The 18549-nt window shown below is 49.6% G+C and carries 19 protein-coding genes; 12 read left to right on the top strand and 7 right to left on the bottom strand.

Going from position 1 to position 18549, the window contains the following annotated elements; translation table 11 throughout:
• Window positions 1-2280: a heavy metal translocating P-type ATPase gene (locus ACO0LK_RS13330; protein WP_422975790.1), complete on the top strand. Its 2280-nt coding sequence runs from the start codon at window positions 1-3 to the stop codon at window positions 2278-2280.
• Window positions 2281-2283: 3 nt separating this feature from the next.
• Entirely contained in the window at window positions 2284-2427 is a 144-nt protein-coding gene (gene ccoS / locus ACO0LK_RS13325) for a cbb3-type cytochrome oxidase assembly protein CcoS (protein ID WP_422975788.1), read from the top strand.
• Window positions 2428-2634: 207 nt separating this feature from the next.
• Here the strand turns inward: ccoS and mnmH are convergent, their stop codons facing one another.
• Window positions 2635-3699 carry a tRNA 2-selenouridine(34) synthase MnmH gene (gene mnmH / locus ACO0LK_RS13320; RefSeq protein WP_422975786.1) on the bottom strand — a complete coding sequence of 355 codons (1065 nt, stop codon included), beginning with the start codon at window positions 3697-3699 and terminating at the stop codon, window positions 2635-2637.
• 3 nt (window positions 3700-3702) lie between these two features.
• A complete protein-coding gene (locus ACO0LK_RS13315) occupies window positions 3703-4299 on the bottom strand; it encodes an arylesterase (protein WP_422975784.1) in 597 nt (198 codons plus the stop codon).
• A 71-nt stretch (window positions 4300-4370) separates the two neighbouring features.
• On the opposite strand from ACO0LK_RS13315, the gene ACO0LK_RS13310 reads away from it, so the two are divergent.
• A complete protein-coding gene (locus tag ACO0LK_RS13310; protein ID WP_422975782.1) occupies window positions 4371-5063 on the top strand; it encodes an ABC transporter ATP-binding protein in 693 nt (230 codons plus the stop codon).
• On the opposite strand, the gene ACO0LK_RS13305 is transcribed toward ACO0LK_RS13310, so the two are convergent.
• From ACO0LK_RS13305 to ACO0LK_RS13285, 5 genes are all read right to left on the bottom strand, one after another.
• On the bottom strand, window positions 5053-5859 hold the full coding sequence (locus ACO0LK_RS13305; RefSeq protein WP_422975780.1) for a UDP-2,3-diacylglucosamine diphosphatase: 807 nt from the start codon (window positions 5857-5859) through the stop codon (window positions 5053-5055). The two genes, ACO0LK_RS13310 and ACO0LK_RS13305, sit on opposite strands and share 11 nt — an antisense overlap.
• A gap of 27 nt (window positions 5860-5886) precedes the next feature.
• Window positions 5887-6375, bottom strand: a complete 489-nt coding sequence (locus ACO0LK_RS13300; protein WP_422975778.1) for a peptidylprolyl isomerase — start codon at window positions 6373-6375, stop codon at window positions 5887-5889.
• Window positions 6376-6632: 257 nt separating this feature from the next.
• Window positions 6633-7244 carry a peptidylprolyl isomerase gene (locus ACO0LK_RS13295; RefSeq protein ID WP_422975776.1) on the bottom strand — a complete coding sequence of 204 codons (612 nt, stop codon included), beginning with the start codon at window positions 7242-7244 and terminating at the stop codon, window positions 6633-6635.
• Window positions 7245-7397: 153 nt separating this feature from the next.
• Window positions 7398-8552 carry a L,D-transpeptidase family protein gene (locus tag ACO0LK_RS13290; RefSeq protein ID WP_422975774.1) on the bottom strand — a complete coding sequence of 385 codons (1155 nt, stop codon included), beginning with the start codon at window positions 8550-8552 and terminating at the stop codon, window positions 7398-7400.
• Window positions 8553-8665: 113 nt separating this feature from the next.
• Complete coding sequence (locus ACO0LK_RS13285) at window positions 8666-9679, bottom strand: L,D-transpeptidase Cds6 family protein (RefSeq protein ID WP_422975772.1); 1014 nt, start codon at window positions 9677-9679, stop codon at window positions 8666-8668.
• 547 nt (window positions 9680-10226) lie between these two features.
• Here ACO0LK_RS13285 and ACO0LK_RS13280 point away from each other — a divergent pair.
• From ACO0LK_RS13280 to ACO0LK_RS13240, 9 genes are all read left to right on the top strand, one after another.
• A complete protein-coding gene (locus ACO0LK_RS13280; RefSeq protein WP_186945510.1) occupies window positions 10227-11201 on the top strand; it encodes an acetyl-CoA carboxylase carboxyltransferase subunit alpha in 975 nt (324 codons plus the stop codon).
• Window positions 11198-12598 (top strand): tRNA lysidine(34) synthetase TilS, encoded by a 1401-nt coding sequence (tilS, locus tag ACO0LK_RS13275; protein ID WP_422975770.1) that lies wholly within the window; start codon window positions 11198-11200, stop codon window positions 12596-12598. Before ACO0LK_RS13280 ends, tilS begins: the two co-directional genes overlap by 4 nt.
• 394 nt (window positions 12599-12992) lie before the next feature.
• Window positions 12993-13700 carry a DNA polymerase III subunit epsilon gene (gene dnaQ / locus ACO0LK_RS13270; RefSeq protein ID WP_422975768.1) on the top strand — a complete coding sequence of 236 codons (708 nt, stop codon included), beginning with the start codon at window positions 12993-12995 and terminating at the stop codon, window positions 13698-13700.
• Window positions 13701-14246: 546 nt separating this feature from the next.
• Window positions 14247-14564: a flagellar transcriptional regulator FlhD gene (gene flhD, locus ACO0LK_RS13265; protein ID WP_186945507.1), complete on the top strand. Its 318-nt coding sequence runs from the start codon at window positions 14247-14249 to the stop codon at window positions 14562-14564.
• 40 nt (window positions 14565-14604) lie between these two features.
• Window positions 14605-15159, top strand: a complete 555-nt coding sequence (flhC, locus tag ACO0LK_RS13260) for a flagellar transcriptional regulator FlhC (protein ID WP_422975766.1) — start codon at window positions 14605-14607, stop codon at window positions 15157-15159.
• Between the two features lie 228 nt (window positions 15160-15387).
• On the top strand, window positions 15388-15981 hold the full coding sequence (locus ACO0LK_RS13255; protein ID WP_422975764.1) for a class I SAM-dependent methyltransferase: 594 nt from the start codon (window positions 15388-15390) through the stop codon (window positions 15979-15981).
• Between the two features lie 117 nt (window positions 15982-16098).
• A complete protein-coding gene (gene motA, locus ACO0LK_RS13250; RefSeq protein ID WP_422975762.1) occupies window positions 16099-16959 on the top strand; it encodes a flagellar motor stator protein MotA in 861 nt (286 codons plus the stop codon).
• A gap of 17 nt (window positions 16960-16976) precedes the next feature.
• A complete protein-coding gene (gene motB, locus ACO0LK_RS13245) occupies window positions 16977-17900 on the top strand; it encodes a flagellar motor protein MotB (protein WP_422975760.1) in 924 nt (307 codons plus the stop codon).
• A 54-nt stretch (window positions 17901-17954) separates the two neighbouring features.
• Window positions 17955-18503, top strand: a complete 549-nt coding sequence (locus ACO0LK_RS13240) for a chemotaxis protein (protein ID WP_422975758.1) — start codon at window positions 17955-17957, stop codon at window positions 18501-18503.
• The last annotated feature ends 46 nt before the right edge of the window (window positions 18504-18549 follow it).

The following is an 18549-nucleotide window of genomic DNA, read 5'->3' as shown; positions in this document are numbered from 1 at the left end:
ATGAACACTTTGGGAAATGCTGCGACCACCGCAAGTGTCAGTGAGGCGAAACTTGCAATTGAGAATGAGAAATTACATTTGTCTGGCATGCGCTGTGCCGCCTGTGTGCAATTGATCGAATTTCGCGTGCGTCAGCTGCCCGGAGTTTCTTCCTTCAAAATCAATTCGGCCAGCCATAGAGCAGACGTTTCCTGGAATCCTGGTCTGATTTCCCTGAAACGTATTTTGTCAGCCATTATGGATCTCGGTTACGGGGCCTTGCCTGCGAGCCAGTCACCCGATGCATTTGAGAAAAAAGAAAACCGGCTGGCATTGTGGCGGCTGTTTGTCGCCGGTTTTGCCATGATGCAAGTAATGATGTATGCCTTTCCGGCTTACCTGGTACCGGTACCGCAGATAGATGGTGATTTGACGCCCGATCTGGATCGTCTGTTGAAGATAGCCAGCATGATCATCACCATACCGGTGATAGGTTTTTCTGCCATGCCCTTCTTTCGTTCAGCCTGGCGTGACCTGAGAAACCGGCATATAGGCATGGATGTCCCGGTGTCGCTGGGGATCTTGTGTACTTTCCTGGCCAGCGTATGGGCGACATTTGCTGGTGGCGCCGTGTATTTTGATTCTGCGATCATGTTTGTGTTTCTGTTGCTGGGTGCGCGTTTGATCGAGGCTAAAGTGCAGAAAAAAACCAGTGCCGCGCTGCGTATACTGACGCAGTTGACGCCTGGTATGGCACAGCGTTTTATCGATTATCCGCGACAGTCGCAAACAGAGCAGGTCGATATCAGTGCTTTGCATGTTGACGATTTGGTGCTGGTGGCTGCCGGCGAGCATATTCCTGCCGACGGCATCGTGATTGCAGGTGACAGTGCTTGCGACGAAGCCCTGATGACGGGCGAATCATTGCCAGTACCCAAAACCGCGGGCAGCAAGCTGATCGCCGGTGCCATCAATATCAGTGGCGCCCTGGTCATGCAGACGCAAGAGGTGGGGGGCGCAACACAGTTGTCCCAACTGATTGCGATGATGGAAGCTGCCGCATCGGAAAAACCACCGCTGGTGTTGCTGGCAGACAAACATGCCAGCCGTTTCCTGGTGATCATTTTGCTGCTGTCAGTCATCAGCGGGATAGTCTGGTGGCAAATTGACAGTGCTCGCGCGCTCTGGATTGCCATCAGCATTATTGTCGTCACCTGTCCCTGTGCCTTGTCGCTGGCGACACCGGGTGTCATGTCAGCGGCTATCGGCATACTGGCAAAAAATGGCGTGCTGCTGACCAAGTCGCGCGCAATACAGGCAATGGCATCGGCCACGCATATCGTATTTGATAAAACCGGAACCTTGACCCTGGGTAAATTACAGGTTGACCAGATGCTGGCGCTGCAACAGCCGGACGCGCGTAAACATGATCCTCAAGTTGCCAGGCAGATTGCCTTCGCACTTGCATCCCGTTCCACTCATCCAGTATCCCGTGCGATAGCTGATTATCTGGCACCACGCGCGGCGGACAAGGCATCTGCGATGCAGCCTGATCTAGCTGGTCTGCATGAAGTGCCTGGGGCTGGACTGGAGGCTGTGGTGGACGGTGTACGCTACCGGCTGGGCAATCCTGATTTTGCGCTTGATGGTATGCATCTGGATATTCCTGAAGCGCTGAGGCAGCAAACACTGGCAGTGCTGGCGATGGAGCAGGGGGCGCTGTTCTTGTTTGCTCTTGATGATGTCTTGCGTGACGACACCATCGCCGCCATTCGTCAATTAAAAAACAAGGAAAAAAAGATTCTGCTATTGTCTGGTGACAGAGCAGAAGTCGTCGCCCGGGTCGCTGCCCAATGTGATATACAGGATGCGCGTGCCGGCCTGAGTCCATCGGGGAAGTATGAGGCAGTGCGACAACTACAGGCGGCTGGTCATACCGTTGTCATGGTCGGGGATGGCATGAATGATGGCCCGGTGCTGGGGTTGGCGAATGTTTCGGTTGCCATGGGGCAGGGTGCAGCCATTTCACAATCCCGCAGTGATATGTTGTTGATGTCGAATCGTTTGCTGGATCTTGATTTTGGACTGACACTTGCTAGCAAAGCCTATGCACTGATACGTGAAAACCTGGCGTGGGCGGTATTTTATAATCTGATTGCGATTCCCGCCGCAGTCAGTGGTTTGCTGGAACCCTGGCACGCTGCTCTGGGCATGTCCTTGAGTTCCCTGGTCGTGGTATTGAACGCCTTGCGGCTGTACCGTGTACCGCAACCCCAACATATATTGCAGGAGCAGGCTTAATTTATGGATATTTTGTATTTGCTGGTTCCGCTCAGCCTGATACTTGTCTTTGCGATAGGGGCCGTGTTCTGGTGGGCAATCAGCCACAATCAGTTTGATGAACTTGATCAGGAAGGTCAGCGTATCGTCGATGATGTGGACGGCTGATATATGGCAACACATGTTTACCAGGACTTGCGCAAAACTGTCCCGGCAAGGCTATCGCTTTTAGGAAACCTCCCTTGCAGGGGAGGTTCGTTTCGTCGGCAGGTAACATGTTGCCTGAAACCCCAACTTCACCGTAGCGACGAAGACAGTACTAACAGTACGGTTAGGAGCTACAACGCAGCTGGGGCGGTTTTGCGTAAGTCCTATTTACGCAATGCCATGCAGTATCTGTCGAGCAGAGCGGCTGAAATCCGATTCTGCAATATTGTCCTGCTGTATCACCGTCGCCGTGGCAGCACCGGCAAAGTTGCGGTTGACTGATTTTGTATACGCCGGATCATAATGCTGTTCCAGTAGGTTTTTTACCAGCAAACCAAGCTCGCCGGTATTGGCTAATTGACGCCAGGCAGCGATTTTTTCCTTGCCGTACAGGCTGGTCAGGAAATCCAGCTGTTGATTCAGGCTGGTGGGTGACAGAATGAAATGGGCATATTCCTGCATCAGCAAATCCACCCGTTTTTCCATTGGCATGTGTACAGCGATACATGGCGCTTTGCGTATGGTGTCCATTAATACTTCTGGTACCCTGATGTTGCCGATTTTTTTACTTTCAGCTTCCACATAAATCACTTGCTCGTGATTGAAACCTTGCAGTTGCCAGAAAATCCGGCTTTCAAACTGCTTTTGCGCAGGTTGCGGACAATCGGGGATGCTGCCCAGCACAGAGCCACGATGGGCTGCCATATCTTCCAGGTCCAGCACCTGTGCGCCGGCTGCCGCCAGGCTGCGCAACAGGTGGCTTTTTCCGCTACCTGTGGGGCCGCACAAGACGCGCCACTGGAAATGTGCAATCTCGTTCATCAGGCTGTGGTTGACATACTGCCGATAGGCTTTATAACCGCCATTCAATTGTGCTACCGGCCAGCCTATTCTGGCAAAGATATGCGCCATGGCACCACTACGATTACCACCACGCCAGCAATAAATCAGGGGTTTCCAGTCACGCGGTTTATCAAGAAAATGTGTCTCTATGTGCTGCGCAATATTCTTGGCTACCAGCGCAGCACCCAGGCGCTTGGCTTCAAATGAGCCGGTTTGCTTGTACATGGTACCGACGACGATGCGTTGCTGGTTATCCAGTACCGGGCAATTGATGGCACCTGCAATATGGTCTTCTGCAAATTCTGCTTCGCTGCGCACATCAATGATGGCATCGAATTCGGCGCGACGCTGAAGGACATCTGTAAATTCCACTATCTCAGGATATTTCATGCGTCATTTACCCAGCAAAGGCAGCAGATGTGGCCAGACATTGTTCAATATCTGCGGGTGCGCTTCAGCTACCGGATGGATTCTGTCGGCCTGAAATAATTCAATCTTTTCAGCTACCCCTTCGAGCAGGAAAGGAACGAGGGCCAGCTTCATGCTTTTCGCCAATTTGGCATACAGTGAAAAGAAGCGTTCGGAATAATCTGGTCCGTAATTGGGAGGGATACGCATGCCTACCAGCAGGACTTTTGTGTGTTTGGCTGTGGCCATTTCTATCATGGACTTGAAATTTGCTTCAGAGGCATTAAGTGATAAACCACGCAGGGCATCATTACCGCCTAGTTCTATGATGACGATGTCGGGATGGTATTTGTCCAGCAATTGCCCCAGTCTGGCCTTGCCGCCGCTGGTGGTGTCACCGCTGATACTGGCATTGATGACGGTGGCTGTTATATTTTTTTGCTGTAATCTTTGCTCCAGCAGGGCAACCCAGCCCTTGCCGCGTGTCAGTCCATACTCTGCGGACAGGCTGTCACCGAGCACAACAATTGTTTTTGATGCAGAATAAGCAGGCAAGGCCGAAACTGCAAAAGCCAGGAGCACAATGACTCGTTGTACATGTCTTGTCGCATGACGTAATAAAAACCGTAAAAGTAGCATACAAAGAAAACCTTATGGAATCAAATAAAGCGGCAATCGAAGTGAAGCATTTAGTGAAGCGCGTAGCTGATGCAACGGGCGAACTAAGCATACTCAATGGTATTGATTTTACCGCGCAAGCTGGACAAACGCTTGCAATTGTTGGCGCTTCGGGTTCTGGTAAATCGACGCTGCTGGGTATACTGGCCGGCCTGGATACGCCTACGGAAGGTAGTGTCGTGCTTGATGGCGTGGATATTTTTGCTTTGGATGAAGACGGCAGGGCACAGTTTCGCAAGGAAAAACTGGGTTTTGTTTTCCAGTCATTTCAATTGCTGATGCATCTCACCGCTTTGGAAAATGTCATGCTGCCGCTGGAATTGCGGGGCGAAAAACAGGCGCGTGCCAAGGCAGAAGAAATGCTGGAGCAGGTCGGCCTGGCATCACGCCTGCGACATTATCCCAAGTTTTTATCCGGTGGTGAGCAGCAAAGGGTGGCGCTGGCCAGGGCATTTGTGACAGAACCGCCGCTGCTGTTTGCAGATGAGCCAACCGGCAGTCTGGATGCGGCCACCGGTGATGCCATCATCAATCTGATGTTTAAATTGAATCGTGAACGTGGTTCAACCCTGGTGCTGGTAACACATGATTTGTCGATTGCGGCACGTTGTGGCCGGGTGTTGACGATCAGTGCCGGCCATTTACGCGGGGATGAAATCAATCATTGATGGCGGTTTCGGTGACGGGCTTGCCATCATGATGGTAAGCCTGGATGCTGGCATCGCTGTATAGTGCCAGCCAGCCACCACGGGTGGGCGTGGTATCGCATTCCCAGTCTGCCAGCACGTGTCGTGCATGACCGTCATGAATATGAATGGCGGGTCTGTGGGTGTGTCCATGTATCAGCGTCGTGGCGCGGGTCTGCGCAAACAGGTCTGCGATGGCCGTGTTGTTGACATCCATGATTTCTGCGGATTTTTGCTTCTGCTCCATCTTGCTTTCTGTGCGAAAGCCTTCGATGATACTTTTGCGTTGTGCCAGTGGCATGGCAAGAAAAGCCTGTTGCCATTCAGGCTGCCTGACTTTTTGCCGGAACTCCATATACCCAAGGTCATCCGTACATTGCGCGTCGCCATGGGTCATGGCGATTCTTTGACCGGCGACCTCGATCACATGCGGATCGTCTAATAACATCGCACCGGTAGCCCTGGCGAAGCCTTCGCCTATGAGGAAGTCGCGGTTTCCACCTATCCAGTACAGCTTTACGCCATGGTCGTAAAGTGCACGCAGGGCCTGCACGATCATCTGGTTATAGGGATCGGCCATATTGTCGTCACCGACCCAGTATTCAAACAGATCACCCAGCAGGTAAAGGGCGGGTGCGTGACGTGCATGTTGCAGCAGGAAATCCAGGAAAATTTCTGTGGTTTTGGGTAAGGCCGGATTCAAATGTGTGTCGGAAGCAAAAAGCGCAACCAGTTCTGGTTGCGCTTTTTGCTGATGCGCGGTGGTGTCAGCGATCATGAGAAGAAATGCAGGAAAATGCTGGTCTTAAACGATTTCAGCTTTTTCGATGATGACATTTTCAACCGGTACGTCCTGGAACATGCCTGTACGTGTCGTTTTTACGCCTTTGATTTTGTCGACGATGTCAGTACCTTCAACCACTTTGCCAAAGACGCAGTAGCCCCAGCCATCCTGGCCAGGAAAGTCGAGGAAGCTGTTGTTTGCTGTATTGATGAAAAATTGAGCGGAAGCAGAGTGCGGGTCACCGGTACGTGCCATAGCCAGGGTATAGCGCTCGTTTTTCAAACCATTTTTGGCTTCATTTTCGATAGGCGCATTGGTGGATTTTTGATTCATGCCAGGTTCGAAACCGCCACCCTGGATCATGAAGCCGTCAATGACGCGATGGAAAATGGTGCCGCTATAGTGACCAGATTCTACATAGGCCAGAAAGTTGGCAACAGTTTTTGGTGCTTTTTCTTCGTTCAGTTCAATCTTGATAGCGCCGAAGTTAGTGGTCAGAATAACAGCCATGGTAGTCTTTCATTTCAAAAAGGTTGAAGATATATTGACAGGACTTACGCAAAACCGCCCCAAAGCCTTGCAGCGTCCCATTTAGCAAGATTCGGTACTAAAGTACTGTCTTCGTCGCTGTCGGTGTAGTTGGAGTTTCAGGCAACATATTGTCTGCCAACCTAACGAACTACCCCTGCAAGGGTGGTTTCCTAAAAGCGATAGCCTTGTTGGAACAATTTTGCGTAAGTCCTGATTTAAAAAGCCTGAAGTTTTACCTATTTTAACAAGGTCGCAGCTTGAATGATAACTGGTTTGTTTGGCACATCCTGCATCATCTTCGCTTCGCCTGTTTCTACGACTTGAATTTTTTCGACGACTTCCATGCCTTGTATGACCTTGCCAAACGGGGTGTAGCCTGCCGTCATACGCAATGCCTTGGCACGGGGTTCTTTCATGCTCTGACCGAAGAACTGGAATTCAACTGTGCTGCCTTCGGGCAGAATCTGGTGATTCAGGGCATCATTGTTTCTGGTATTGATAAAAAACTGAGAGGTCGCCGAGTTGGGATCTTCGGTTCTTGCCATCGCAACAGTCCCCAGATCATTCTTGAGTCCATGATCAAGCGCCAGTCTGGCTTCATTGGCGACGGTTTTATTCGTTGGTTTCTCTTTTAAGTCCTTGTCGTATCCACCGGCCTGTATCATGAAATTATTGATTACACGGTGAAATACGGTGCCTTTGTAATGACCATTCTTGACATACTTGATGAAATTTTCTACCGTTTTTGGTGCGGCTTCAGGGTAAAGTTCAATCACAATCTCACCCATGTTGGTTTTCAACGATACCTTGGGATGGTCCTGGGCAGAGGCTACAGCTGCTGCCATCATCAGACAGCCACTGAGGATTACACTAGCGAATCGCATTACTGGTATTTTCATATTCAATCCGGATGAGAACAAAATCAAGCCACGGCAGGTTAAAGCCGGAGGTTGTTATTTAAAATCCTGGCCTGTGCTTATGGGCACCTTTATGGCCGCCTGTCAGACAGTTGTTTCATATACTATGCGCCATCTTGCTGCTTCTTTCAGCCAGTACTGCCGTTTGCGTACAGCGTTGCGGCCTTTTCCATTACTGGTTTCCTGGGTAAAGGTGCTGACGATGAGCTCGTCTTTGCCCGGATAACGAAAGTGCGTGACATCTTTCAGGCGTATGCTGGGATTATGCCAGTTATCCCAGCTTTGCTGCTGTTTCGGAAACCAGGTATTCAGATTGTCGCCCTGCAAGGTTTTGAAGTTGCGTGAATAATTGCCCAATATGCGGTTGGCATTCACGCTTTCCATGTCCTGGCGCCAGTCATCCAGCAATTTTATGGCAAAATTCCGGTCTGCCAGCCATTTCGTACGATTGACGAATTCCACATGCTCGCTGATGATCACCGGCGTTTTGCCGATATCTACCATGGCGGCAATTTTCAAAAAATCAGGATTGGTCAGTACCACGCAGCCATCTGATGCCATAGGCGGGCGGCTAAAACTTTCTGGTGGCATGCCGTGCAGCCAGATGCCAGAACCATTACGGCCATTGATCTTGTCCCATTCGTTCGGGTAGTTCAGGGGGAGGGCACCGGGGCCGTAAAAGCTGGGTAATTTGGAGCCGGCCAGCCGGCTGGTGATGTAATACACGCCGATAGGCGTCTTTTGGTCGCCTTCCTTGAGCTTGTTGATACCGAATTTACCCTGGCTGATATAAAAATCCCCGGTCAGTTTGGGCTGGCCTGCATTGTTTTCATACACATACAGACGGGATTTCTGGGCGTCCACGACGATGGCCTGCTTCTGGTCGTCGCGTAATTGCAAAATTACCCGCGGGACCAGGTTTGGGTCAGGACGTTCGCGGTAAGAGCGTATTCTCGCTGCGGCTTCGTCCCTGAGGTCTTTCAGTTTGTCTGGCTGGGCAGCTGCTCCGGCACCAAAACTGGCCACCGGCCGGGTGTGCATGAGCAAGAGATCACCTTGTATCAGGTGCGCCAGCTGGAAATGCGGATAGGCCTCAACCAGCGCATCAATCTTGCTCTGCGCTTTTTGCAGATTGTTGGCTGCCAGACTTTTATAGACTTCAATCAGCAATCCATCCGGGTCTGGTGCATTGGGACTGATTTCGACAGGTGCTACTTTGGTGGGACGTGATTTTGCCATGGCAGTGGCTGGCGAAATCAGGTTCGCCACCGTTGCCATCGCAAAAAATGTAAAAATGAGAAGCTTTCCGAGTCTGCCTGTAGTCGGAGCATCAGAGGTGACAGCGAAAAACATTAGCTACCCGCACGCTCCTGTTTGATCTGCCATTTGCCATCCTGCTTGACCATATTCAGGGTCTTGCGGCTATTGGCGGTCAACTGATCAGAAGTATAGATCTGGCGGAATTTTGCCGTTGCTGTATTGCCATCAACACTGATTTTGGCGGCTTCAATTTTGACATTGATGCGGCCTTTGCCTTCAATCCGCAGGCGACGTTCTTCTGCCCAGGCTTTATGGCTTTCGCCTTTTGGTGTCTGGAAATCTTTGGCGTAATAACCGAGGTAAGCGCTGGTGTCTTTGCTGCTCCAGGCTTTGGCCCAGTTTTCGACTGCTTTCAGTACGTCTTCTTCGTCGCGGTCAGCTACTTGTGCTGGTGCTACTTTGGCTGCAGGTTTTTCAGCTTTTGGTGTTTCTGCTTCAGGCTTTGCCGTCGCTATAGTCGCCGGTTTTGTCGCGGCTGCCTGTGGGGCAGCAGTGGCCGGTGCCGCCGCAATCTTCGGATTGGTACCACCAGTCGTATTGCCAACCAGATTACGTACCAGTGTCAGTTTCAACTTGGCTGTGCTGTTGCCAGAATCCAGTTGCAATGCCTTGTCGTAGGCCTGACTGGCCAGCTTGGCGTACACGTCACCCAGGTTTTCATGTGCCGTGCCATAGGTAGGATTGGTGCGTATCGCCATTTCCAGTGCAGCGCGCGCCTTGTCATATTGGCCTGAAGAAGCATATAAAACAGCTAAATTATTATAAGGTTCCGGCAGTTCGGGATAATCATCCGTCAGTTTTGTAAATACAGTAATGGCTTCTGCCGATTTACCTTGCTCTGTCAGTATCAGACCTTTGAGAAAGCGCATTTGCGCATCCTTGGGGCGCTGCGCCAGTGCGGCATCCACTTTCTGCATTGCTTCATTGATTTGTCCGGCTCTTAATAATTTTCCAACGTCTGCTGCATCATCTGCATACACGGTGGCAGACATCAGCACTAATGTCAGAGTGGATAAAGTAAGGACATTTTTCAAAATGTGGCGCATGGTGTTCGGTCTTGGATTTATAGGAGTTTGGCAGAACATGTAAGCAGCAATGATATACTGGGCAAATGCGCCATCTTATCAAATAAGTGCTGTGCTTGGGCATTTGAGACTTAGTTTGAGGCTTAAACAGCATGGTGCCAGTTACTTTATGTTGATTTTCACCAGACTGCGACCTGTATTGCAGAGCCTGATCATCAGAAAAAAGTGCTGACGACTTGCTTGCAGAGACAAAATGGCTGTTGAAAAGAGCTGATCTGCCTGGTGATGGCCCGGTTTCTTCCGCCGCATTCCATCGCAATGCTGGACAGCGAAGCTGTTTTTGATATCTAATCTGTTCCGTCGGAATAATATGTCACCGTTTGGTCAAAATTGCATTGATAAAAAGATATTTTTATATCAATGATTTGTGCGTGCCACTGGGCGTGCAGACAATAGCGCTATCTATCATCCAGACCGTTGCTCTGCTATATGCGCATGGATCAAGCGCAGATGGGGCAGACGCAACTTTGGATAATTTTATAAACTCGTGTGATGTTAAGGAGGCACGATGACTAAGACAACATTTTTGAATTTTGAGCAATCTATTGCTGAACTGGAAACAAAAATAGAAGAACTGCGTTTTGTTCAGGACGACTCGGCTGTTGATATTTCGGAAGAAATTGATCGTCTGTCCAAAAAAAGCCAGATGTTGACTAAGGATATCTATGCCAAGTTGACCCCATGGCAGGTTTCCCAAATTTCCCGTCATCCGCAGCGCCCTTATACCCTCGATTATATTAACCAGATGTTTACGGATTTCCATGAGTTGCATGGAGACCGCAGTTTTTCTGATGATTTGTCCATCGTTGGCGGGCTGGCAAGGTTCAATGGCCAGGCTTGTATGGTCATGGGGCATCAAAAAGGCCGGGACACCAAAGAACGTGCCTTGCGCAACTTTGGCATGCCAAGACCTGAAGGTTATCGCAAGGCCATGCGTCTGATGAAGCTGGCAGAAAAATTTGATATTCCGGTATTCACTTTTGTGGATACCACCGGTGCCTGGCCTGGTATCGACGCTGAAGAGCGCGGTCAGTCCGAGGCCATAGGCCACAACCTGTACGTCATGGCTGAACTGAAAGTACCTCTGATCACCACCATCATTGGCGAGGGTGGTTCGGGCGGTGCCCTGGCGCTGGCCGTCGGTGATGCTGTGCTGATGCTGCAATATGCGACATATTCCGTGATTTCACCCGAAGGTTGTGCGTCTATTCTGTGGAAAACCTCTGACCGTGCTTCTGATGCGGCAGAAGCGCTGGGCCTGACGGCGCACAGACTCAAGGCTATGGGGCTGATCGACAAGATCGTCAATGAACCATTGGGTGGCGCGCATCGCGACCCCAAGCAGATGTGTGCCCTGGTGAAACGTGCACTGGCCGATACCTTGCGTCAGTTCCAGGGCGTAAAAACCAAGGATCTGCTCGCTGCCCGCCATGAAAAACTCATGAGCTATGGCAAATTTAAGGAAACGAAACCGGCTGAATGAAGGCGGAACACAGTAGCCTGGCCCTTGAACAGCGATTTTTCGAGAAGCTTGGCCGTATCATCAAAGGCAACTGCCAAGGCGGAGTAGCAAACGGTCTTGCAGTTGCTTTCAGCGGTGGACTGGATTCCACCGTATTGCTTGATCTGGCAGTGCGGTATTGCCGCCACTTCAGGCATCCTCTTTTTGCCTTCCATGTACATCACGGCTTAAGCCCGAATGCAGATGCGTGGCTGCAGCATTGCCAGTTGATCTGTGATGGCTGTGGCGTGAGTTTGCTGGCAGAAAAAATTACGGTTTCGATGACTGGTGGAGAAGGTGTGGAAGCATCTGCCAGGGCAGGGCGTTATCGCGCTCTGGGGGAACTTGCGCAAAGAGTGCGGGTTGGTCTGATCCTGTCGGCACATCACCAGGATGACCAGGCGGAAACCTTGTTATTGCAACTGCTGCGAGGTAGTGGCGTTGCAGGTATGTCCGGCATGGATGAATGTCATCGCGCGCAAAGTCTGTTTGGCATTGACGAGTTATTGCTGGCGCGTCCCTTGCTCGCTGAAAAAAGGAAGGTGCTGGATGAATATGCCTATGCCAGAAACCTGTCACATATAGAGGACGAGTCAAACGCCGATCCCCGCTACTTGCGCAATGCAATCCGCCATCAGGTGATGCCGGTCCTTGAAAAACTGTCTGCCGGTTATTCTGAACGGCTGGCCAGGTCTGCCATTCATTTTCAGTCTGCCCAGGAAGTATTGATCGAGGTGGCGGCACAGGATCTGGCTGCATGCTCCATAGAAGGCGGTCTGAGCCTGTCTGCCATGCAAGCTTTAAGCGAGGCGCGCCGCGACAATCTGTTCCGTTACTGGTTTGCCCAGGCGGGCATACGCATGCCGACCACATCCCGGCTGAAAGAAATGCAAAGCCAGTTATTTGATGGTCGTGATGATGCAAAAATTACCGTGCATCATGACAACCGGGCTATTCATCGTTATAGCGATGGCGTATATCTGGAGCATGTGTACGATAAGGATGCCGTGCAAGACCTGGAACTGCGTGTTGAATGGCGCGGCCAGGCAGTCATGCATTTTCCTGAATTTGGCGGTACCCTGTATTTTGAGCCTGGTGATGTAGGCATTGCAGCCACATGGTTGCAGCAACAGGTATTGTCATTGCATTTGCGGCGTGGAGGTGAGCGCCTTAAACTGGCAGAAAACCGCCCCACCCGTGATATGAAGAGTCATTTCCAGTCTTTGCGCATTCCATTCTGGCAACGTGAAAAACTGCCGTATCTGTCTTTGGGCAAGGATGTGGTGTTTGCGGCCGGGGTCGGCATGCAAAGCAGGTTTTGCACCAGTGAAGTGGGGCAGTGCATACGTTTGTCCTGGTCATTTGATACAGGCAAGTAAGAAGGACTTACGCAAAACCGGCCCAAAGCGTTGCAGCTCCCGCATTTGGCAAGTTCGGTACTAAAGTACTGTCTTCGTCGCTACGGTGAAGTCGGGGTTTCAGGCAACATGTTGCCTGCCGACGAAACGAACCTCCCCCTGCAAGGGAGGTTTCCTAAAAGCGATAGGTGCAGTCGGGGTTTCAGGCAACATGTTGCCTGCCGACGAAACGAACCTCCCCTGCAAGGGAGGTTTCCTAAAAGCGATAGGTGCAGTCGGGGTTTCAGGCAACATGTTGCCTGCCGACGAAACGAACCTCCCCTGCAAGGGAGGTTTCCTAAAAGCGATAGCCTTGCTGGGGCAATTTTGCGTAAGTCCTGGTTATAAACTTTATTTCGATTGATAGGATGTAAAAATGCGACGACAGATCGTCTTGGATACCGAAACAACGGGCCTGAATGCCCGAAACGGTGACCGCATTATTGAGATTGGTGCGGTAGAGCTGGTTAATCGCAAATTAACTGGTAATAATTTCCATATGTACATCAATCCTGAGCGTGATTCAGAAGAAGGCGCTTTGGCAGTGCATGGATTGACGACCGAGTTCCTGAGTGACAAGCCGAAGTTTGCTGAAATTGCAGAGGCTTTTTGCACTTATGTCAAAGATGCAGAAATCATCATCCATAACGCCCCCTTTGACGTTGGCTTCCTGAATGCCGAACTGGCCAGGATGAATTTGCCGTCATTTTCTGATCAGTGCCCGTCCATCACCGATACCCTGGTTCTAGCAAAGGAATTGCATCCGGGGAAGCGAAATTCGCTGGATGCGCTGTGCGGGCGTTATGAAATATCTAATTCACATCGTAAATTGCATGGCGCCTTGCTGGATGCCGAATTGCTGGCGGATGTTTTTTTGGCCATGTCGCGAGGTCAAAACAGTTTTGAAATCGATATGGCAGACGACGATTCGCCCAAGGTGCAGGAATTTGTCGCTTCAGATCAGCCAGTGGGCGAAATTACTGTATTGGCAGCGGCGGATGATGAGCTCAATGAACATGAAACCTTGTTGAATGGACTGGACAAGCAGATACGCGACAAATGCATCTGGCACACCACGGCGTAGGTGAAACAGTATTTTTATGCGCTCAACTATTTTTAATGAGAAATTTAATTTCTTTTTTGACCATTAAATAAGCGCGGTTTCAGTCAATTTGTAGTGAAAAATGAATCACCTGTTGTAAGCAGGTGATTTTTTTTCGAAAAAATTTATTAAAAATCCTAAAGTTTTTGTTGTTAGGGGCCGTTAAGAAGACATGGAAAGAATTTAAAAATATTTTTAAATATTCCCTAAAGTTTCTGAATTTGCTGCCGTTAATAATTATAAGAGGATGAGCGAAAAACGCTTTTCTTTCCCAAGTCATTGTTTTTAATGGCAATTTTTAGATCGATGCTTTTTAAGGTCTAAAAAAATAAAATCTGCTTTTTCGTAAAATTTTTATTTTGCGAATGTCAAAATGTGCCTGTAGGATATTTTCCTACGGCATGTCTTCGTTTTTTTCTGCATTTAAATACGTACTTCCGCTGATACAGCGTCTATTTCCTTGCCTGCACAATGTATCTCACTGGCAACGCAATTGATGCCGCTGATTACCAACTGGAGGGTAGGACAATGACTCAGAACGATATGATGGCCGAAATTCGGGACGCTAATTTAAGCTACTTGATGCTGGCGCAACAAATGATCCGTGCTGATAAGGCAACTGCTATTTTCCGTTTGGGCATAGGCAAGGAAATTGCGGACCTGATCGAAGGTTTGAATAATGCGCAGATTTTGAAACTGGCTGGCTCCAATATGATGCTGGCGCGCTTCAGGTTCGAAGATAGCTCCATTTTGTGCATGTTGACAAATTACAACAAGGAAAGAGCCTTGGCCCATTCGCACGCCGCGATTCTGATGGCTGGCCAGGCTGTAGAAGAAATCCATTAATTCGTCAATATAGTAATCATCCCGGTAAATGGAGAGAATCATGGCAGGCAAAAGCGTAGTGAACGAAGCCCACGAAATTCAATTGGCGATTGAACTGGTTAACCTGGGTGCCCGGCTGCAATTGCTGGAATCCGAAACCTCTTTGTCACGTGAGCGTCTGCTGAAGATTTACAAGGAATTGAAGGGCGTGTCTCCACCTAAGGGCATGCTGCCATTTTCTACCGACTGGTTTACTACCTGGCAGCCGAATATCCATTCTTCCCTGTTTATGAATATTCATAAATATCTGCGCGAGCACGCCGGGGTAGATGGTATTGACGCCGTGATCAAGGCGTACAAGTTGTACCTGGAGCAGATTGCTGTGCCGGTCGGCGAAGAACCTGTACTGTCTTTGACACGTGCATGGACCCTGGTGCGCTTTTTTGAAGGAAAAATGCTCAGTTTTGCAAAATGTTGCAAATGCGGTGGGCATTTTGTTGCACATAGCCTGGATTTGCATGATGATTATGCATGTGGGCTCTGCCATGTTCCGTCAAGGGCAGGAAAAACAAAAAAAGCAAAAGATGCAGAAACCGCAATGGAGCTGGTTGCATAAAAAACAGGGGGAGCCTTGGAACTAGCGTCATCGAAAAGTCCCAAAGGCAAAATTTCTCCTGATGGCAGTACCTTGTCATCTCCAGCGATGCGTGCATTATGCGTCCAGTGTATTGCGCTATTGCTGTCCTATCTTCTGTACAGCCTGGATAAGCGGTTTTTTACAGCAAGCCTGTCGCCTTATCTTATTCTGGTTGCGCATTCCCTCTTTGCTGTCCTGATCAGTATCATGCTACGCCTGAAGTGGTGGTGGTGGCTGATCGAATTCATTTTCCCTTATGCGGTTGTGGCTTCACTGGTCTATCAGTTGAGCCCTGGCTACAGCCTGCTCATTTTTGTGCTCATGGTATTGTTGTTTTGGTCTACCTACCGCACCCAGGTGCCATATTTTCCTTCCAAATCCAGTTTGTTGCCGTGTATTCTTGAGCAAATGCCAACAACGCCTGCATTGCGTTTCATTGATATCGGCAGTGGCTTTGGTGGCTTGTCCCTGAATTTGTCGCGCGCCCGGCCAGGTCAACAATTTTATGGTGTGGAGATTGCACCATTTCCATGGCTGGTCAGTTGGATCAGGGCGCGATTTTCCAGGGGTAATGCCCAGTTTTTTTTGCGTAATTACCTGGCACTGGACTTTGCCGAATTTGATCTGATTTTTGCCTATCTGTCACCGGCAGTCATGCCTGCCCTGTGGGAAAAAGCGCAGGCCGAAATGAAGAAGGGTACTTTGCTGATGAGTTATGAGTTCCCGATACCAGGCGTTGAGGCGGATTTGCTTATAAAAAGCGGCGTGAATGACCCCGTTCTATATGTCTGGCGCATATAATGTTCATATTGAAATGTATTCCTGAAGCAATATTTAACTTTCGTTTCTGGTTTTTCTGGGCTGGACTGAGTTAGTGTAGGCTATATTGTGAATTCCATCTGTTAGGAGTAAGCGCTCGTGTTAGTTATCGTCGGCTATATTGTCGTATTAGGCTCCGTGTTTGGTGGCTTCGTCATGTCTGGCGGGCATATTGCCGTATTGTTCCAGCCGCTGGAACTGTTGATGATTGGCGGCGCTGCTGCCGGTGCTTCTCTGGTCGGTAACAATGCAAAAACACTGAAGGCCACACTGAAAGCACTGCCAGGTGTATTGAAGGGTTCTAAATACACCAAGGCTCTGTACATGGAATTGATGACCATGTTGTTTGATGTCCTGACCAAGGTCAGGAAAGAAGGTCTGATGTCGATTGAAGGTGATATTGAAAAGCCGGAAGAAAGTCCGCTATTCAGTAAATATCCGGCCATCGTGCATGATCATCACATGATGGAGTTTATTGGTGACTATCTGCGTCTGATGGTATCCGGGAATATGGATGCTTTCCAGATCGAGAATCTGATGGACAATGAATTGGAAACGCATCACCACGAAGGGGCTGTGCCTGCACATTTTATTGCCAAGCTGGGTGATGGTTTGCCGGCATTCGGTATCGTGGCGGCGGTGATGGGTGTGGTACACACCATGGAATCCGTGGGCATCCCTCCATCTGAACTGGGTATCCTGATTGCGCATGCGCTGGTCGGTACTTTCCTCGGTATTTTGCTCGCATATGGTTTTGTCGGTCCTTTGTCGAGCCTGATGGAGCAGCAACTGGATGAATCATCTAAGACTTTCCAATGCATCAAAGTGACTTTGTTGGCAAGTCTGAATGGTTATGCACCTGCACTGGCTGTCGAGTTTGGCAGGAAGGTGTTGTATTCCACCGAAAGGCCAACGTTCAGTGAGTTGGAAGATCATATCAAGCAATCTAAATCTAAATAACAACAACTGGATTGGTGATGGCAAGCGAAGAATTACGACCGATTATCGTCAAGCGCATTAAAAAGGTGGCGGGTGGCCATCACGGCGGTGCGTGGAAAATTGCCTATGCCGACTTTGTGACGGCCATGATGGCGTTTTTCCTGTTGATGTGGTTGCTTGGCTCTACCGCCAAAGGTAATTTGAATGGTATTGCCGAGTATTTTCAGACACCTCTGAAAGTGGCGATGGCTGGCGGCGATGGTAGTGGAGATAGTTCCAGTGTCATCAAAGGTGGCGGCAAGGATCTCAGTGCACGTGAGGGGCAGAATCGCAAGGGTGAGATAGATTCGCAAAAGAAAACCTACAACCTGCAAGCCGCTGAAGCGGCCTTGGCGAAAGTGGAAGCCGACAGACTGAAGGGCTTGAAGGCCAAGATCGAGGCAGTCATTGAGTCGAATCCCACGCTGAAGCAATACAAAAAGCAGTTGTTGCTTGATATCACGACTGAAGGTTTGCGCATACAGATGGTGGATGAGCAGAATCGCCCCATGTTTGCGCTGGCAAAAGCGGATTTACAGCCTTATACCCGTGAAATATTGCACGAAATCGGCAAGGCGCTGAATGATGTGCCCAACCGTATCAGCCTGTCCGGACATACTGATGCTGCGGCATATGGCAGTGGTGAAAAAGGATACAGTAACTGGGAGTTGTCGGCTGACCGGGCCAATGCGTCGAGAAGGGAGCTGATTTATGGTGGCATGGACGAGACCAAGGTACTGCGGGTAGTTGGTCTTTCCTCCTCCGTTTTGTTTGATAAAGAAGATCCTTTGAATCCTATTAATCGTCGCATAAGTATTATCGTCATGAACAAGAAAGCCGAGCAGTCTGCTTCTCAGGATGGCGGTTCTATTGAAGTTGCAAATCAATCCGATTCAAGCGCTGAAATATCGGTGAAGCCTTGAGGGCAGTACTGGCGCAGCATCATTAAGTCAAAATGTAAAGATAGGATACTTATGATGTCCAAAAAGAAAATGTTGGGTTCCGAGGTCAAGCAGCTTTTGTCAGGCGTGTCTGATCATGGCAACGCCCATCTGCTGGAAGTAGAAACGGACCTCGCGCAAACAGCCATACTCCTTGGGGAAGCGATAGAAAAGTTGGGCGTCAGCTTCATGGCCTTGCACGCGGCGATTTCGAGCGAGCAGGAAGAAATCAACCTGATCATCGGTTCTGGTGCGGTGACTGATGACAGTATCAATCGCCTGAAAGTGATACAGGGCGATATCTCGACGCATATCAATGCAGCCGTGACCAGCCTGCAGTTTCAGGATTTGACCAGTCAGTTGATTTCAAGAACTTTGCAGCGTTGCGAGGGCCTGCGGGAAGTGTTGGGTACGCTTGGTGTAGTGGGCAATGATCTTGAGCACGATGGTGAGACCGATGATTTGCCTGCCTTGTTGCGGGAAACTACAATGCGCCTGGAAAAGCAAAGTGTGGACCTGAAGAATTTGCTGCGAAAAGCCGTGCATCAAAAGCATTTGGATAGCGGTGACATAGAGTTATTTTAAATCAAGAAGCAGTGCATTGAAGCTGCTTACAATTCGTATAACGGAG

Source organism: Undibacterium sp. Ji49W, assembly GCF_049340205.1.
GTDB lineage: Bacteria > Pseudomonadota > Gammaproteobacteria > Burkholderiales > Burkholderiaceae_D > Undibacterium.
The sequence above is the reverse complement of the archived record's forward strand: the minus strand, read 5'-3'. Positions and strand labels throughout refer to the sequence as shown.

Bases quoted from the DNA above. Each gene is read 5' to 3' on its own strand.
- ACO0LK_RS13330 (WP_422975790.1), top strand. From the start codon at position 1: ATGAACACTTTGGGAAATGCTGCGACCACCGCAAGTGTCAGTGAGGCG.
- ccoS (WP_422975788.1), top strand. From the start codon at position 2,284: ATGGATATTTTGTATTTGCTGGTTCCGCTCAGCCTGATACTTGTCTTT.
- mnmH (WP_422975786.1), bottom strand. From the start codon at position 3,699: ATGAAATATCCTGAGATAGTGGAATTTACAGATGTCCTTCAGCGTCGC.
- ACO0LK_RS13310 (WP_422975782.1), top strand. From the start codon at position 4,371: ATGGAATCAAATAAAGCGGCAATCGAAGTGAAGCATTTAGTGAAGCGC.
- ACO0LK_RS13305 (WP_422975780.1), bottom strand. From the start codon at position 5,859: ATGATCGCTGACACCACCGCGCATCAGCAAAAAGCGCAACCAGAACTG.
- ACO0LK_RS13300 (WP_422975778.1), bottom strand. From the start codon at position 6,375: ATGGCTGTTATTCTGACCACTAACTTCGGCGCTATCAAGATTGAACTG.
- ACO0LK_RS13295 (WP_422975776.1), bottom strand. From the start codon at position 7,244: ATGATGGCAGCAGCTGTAGCCTCTGCCCAGGACCATCCCAAGGTATCG.
- ACO0LK_RS13290 (WP_422975774.1), bottom strand. From the start codon at position 8,552: ATGGCAAAATCACGTCCCACCAAAGTAGCACCTGTCGAAATCAGTCCC.
- ACO0LK_RS13285 (WP_422975772.1), bottom strand. From the start codon at position 9,679: ATGCGCCACATTTTGAAAAATGTCCTTACTTTATCCACTCTGACATTA.
- ACO0LK_RS13280 (WP_186945510.1), top strand. From the start codon at position 10,227: ATGACTAAGACAACATTTTTGAATTTTGAGCAATCTATTGCTGAACTG.
- tilS (WP_422975770.1), top strand. From the start codon at position 11,198: ATGAAGGCGGAACACAGTAGCCTGGCCCTTGAACAGCGATTTTTCGAG.
- dnaQ (WP_422975768.1), top strand. From the start codon at position 12,993: ATGCGACGACAGATCGTCTTGGATACCGAAACAACGGGCCTGAATGCC.
- flhD (WP_186945507.1), top strand. From the start codon at position 14,247: ATGACTCAGAACGATATGATGGCCGAAATTCGGGACGCTAATTTAAGC.
- flhC (WP_422975766.1), top strand. From the start codon at position 14,605: ATGGCAGGCAAAAGCGTAGTGAACGAAGCCCACGAAATTCAATTGGCG.
- ACO0LK_RS13255 (WP_422975764.1), top strand. From the start codon at position 15,388: ATGCTACGCCTGAAGTGGTGGTGGTGGCTGATCGAATTCATTTTCCCT.
- motB (WP_422975760.1), top strand. From the start codon at position 16,977: ATGGCAAGCGAAGAATTACGACCGATTATCGTCAAGCGCATTAAAAAG.
- ACO0LK_RS13240 (WP_422975758.1), top strand. From the start codon at position 17,955: ATGTCCAAAAAGAAAATGTTGGGTTCCGAGGTCAAGCAGCTTTTGTCA.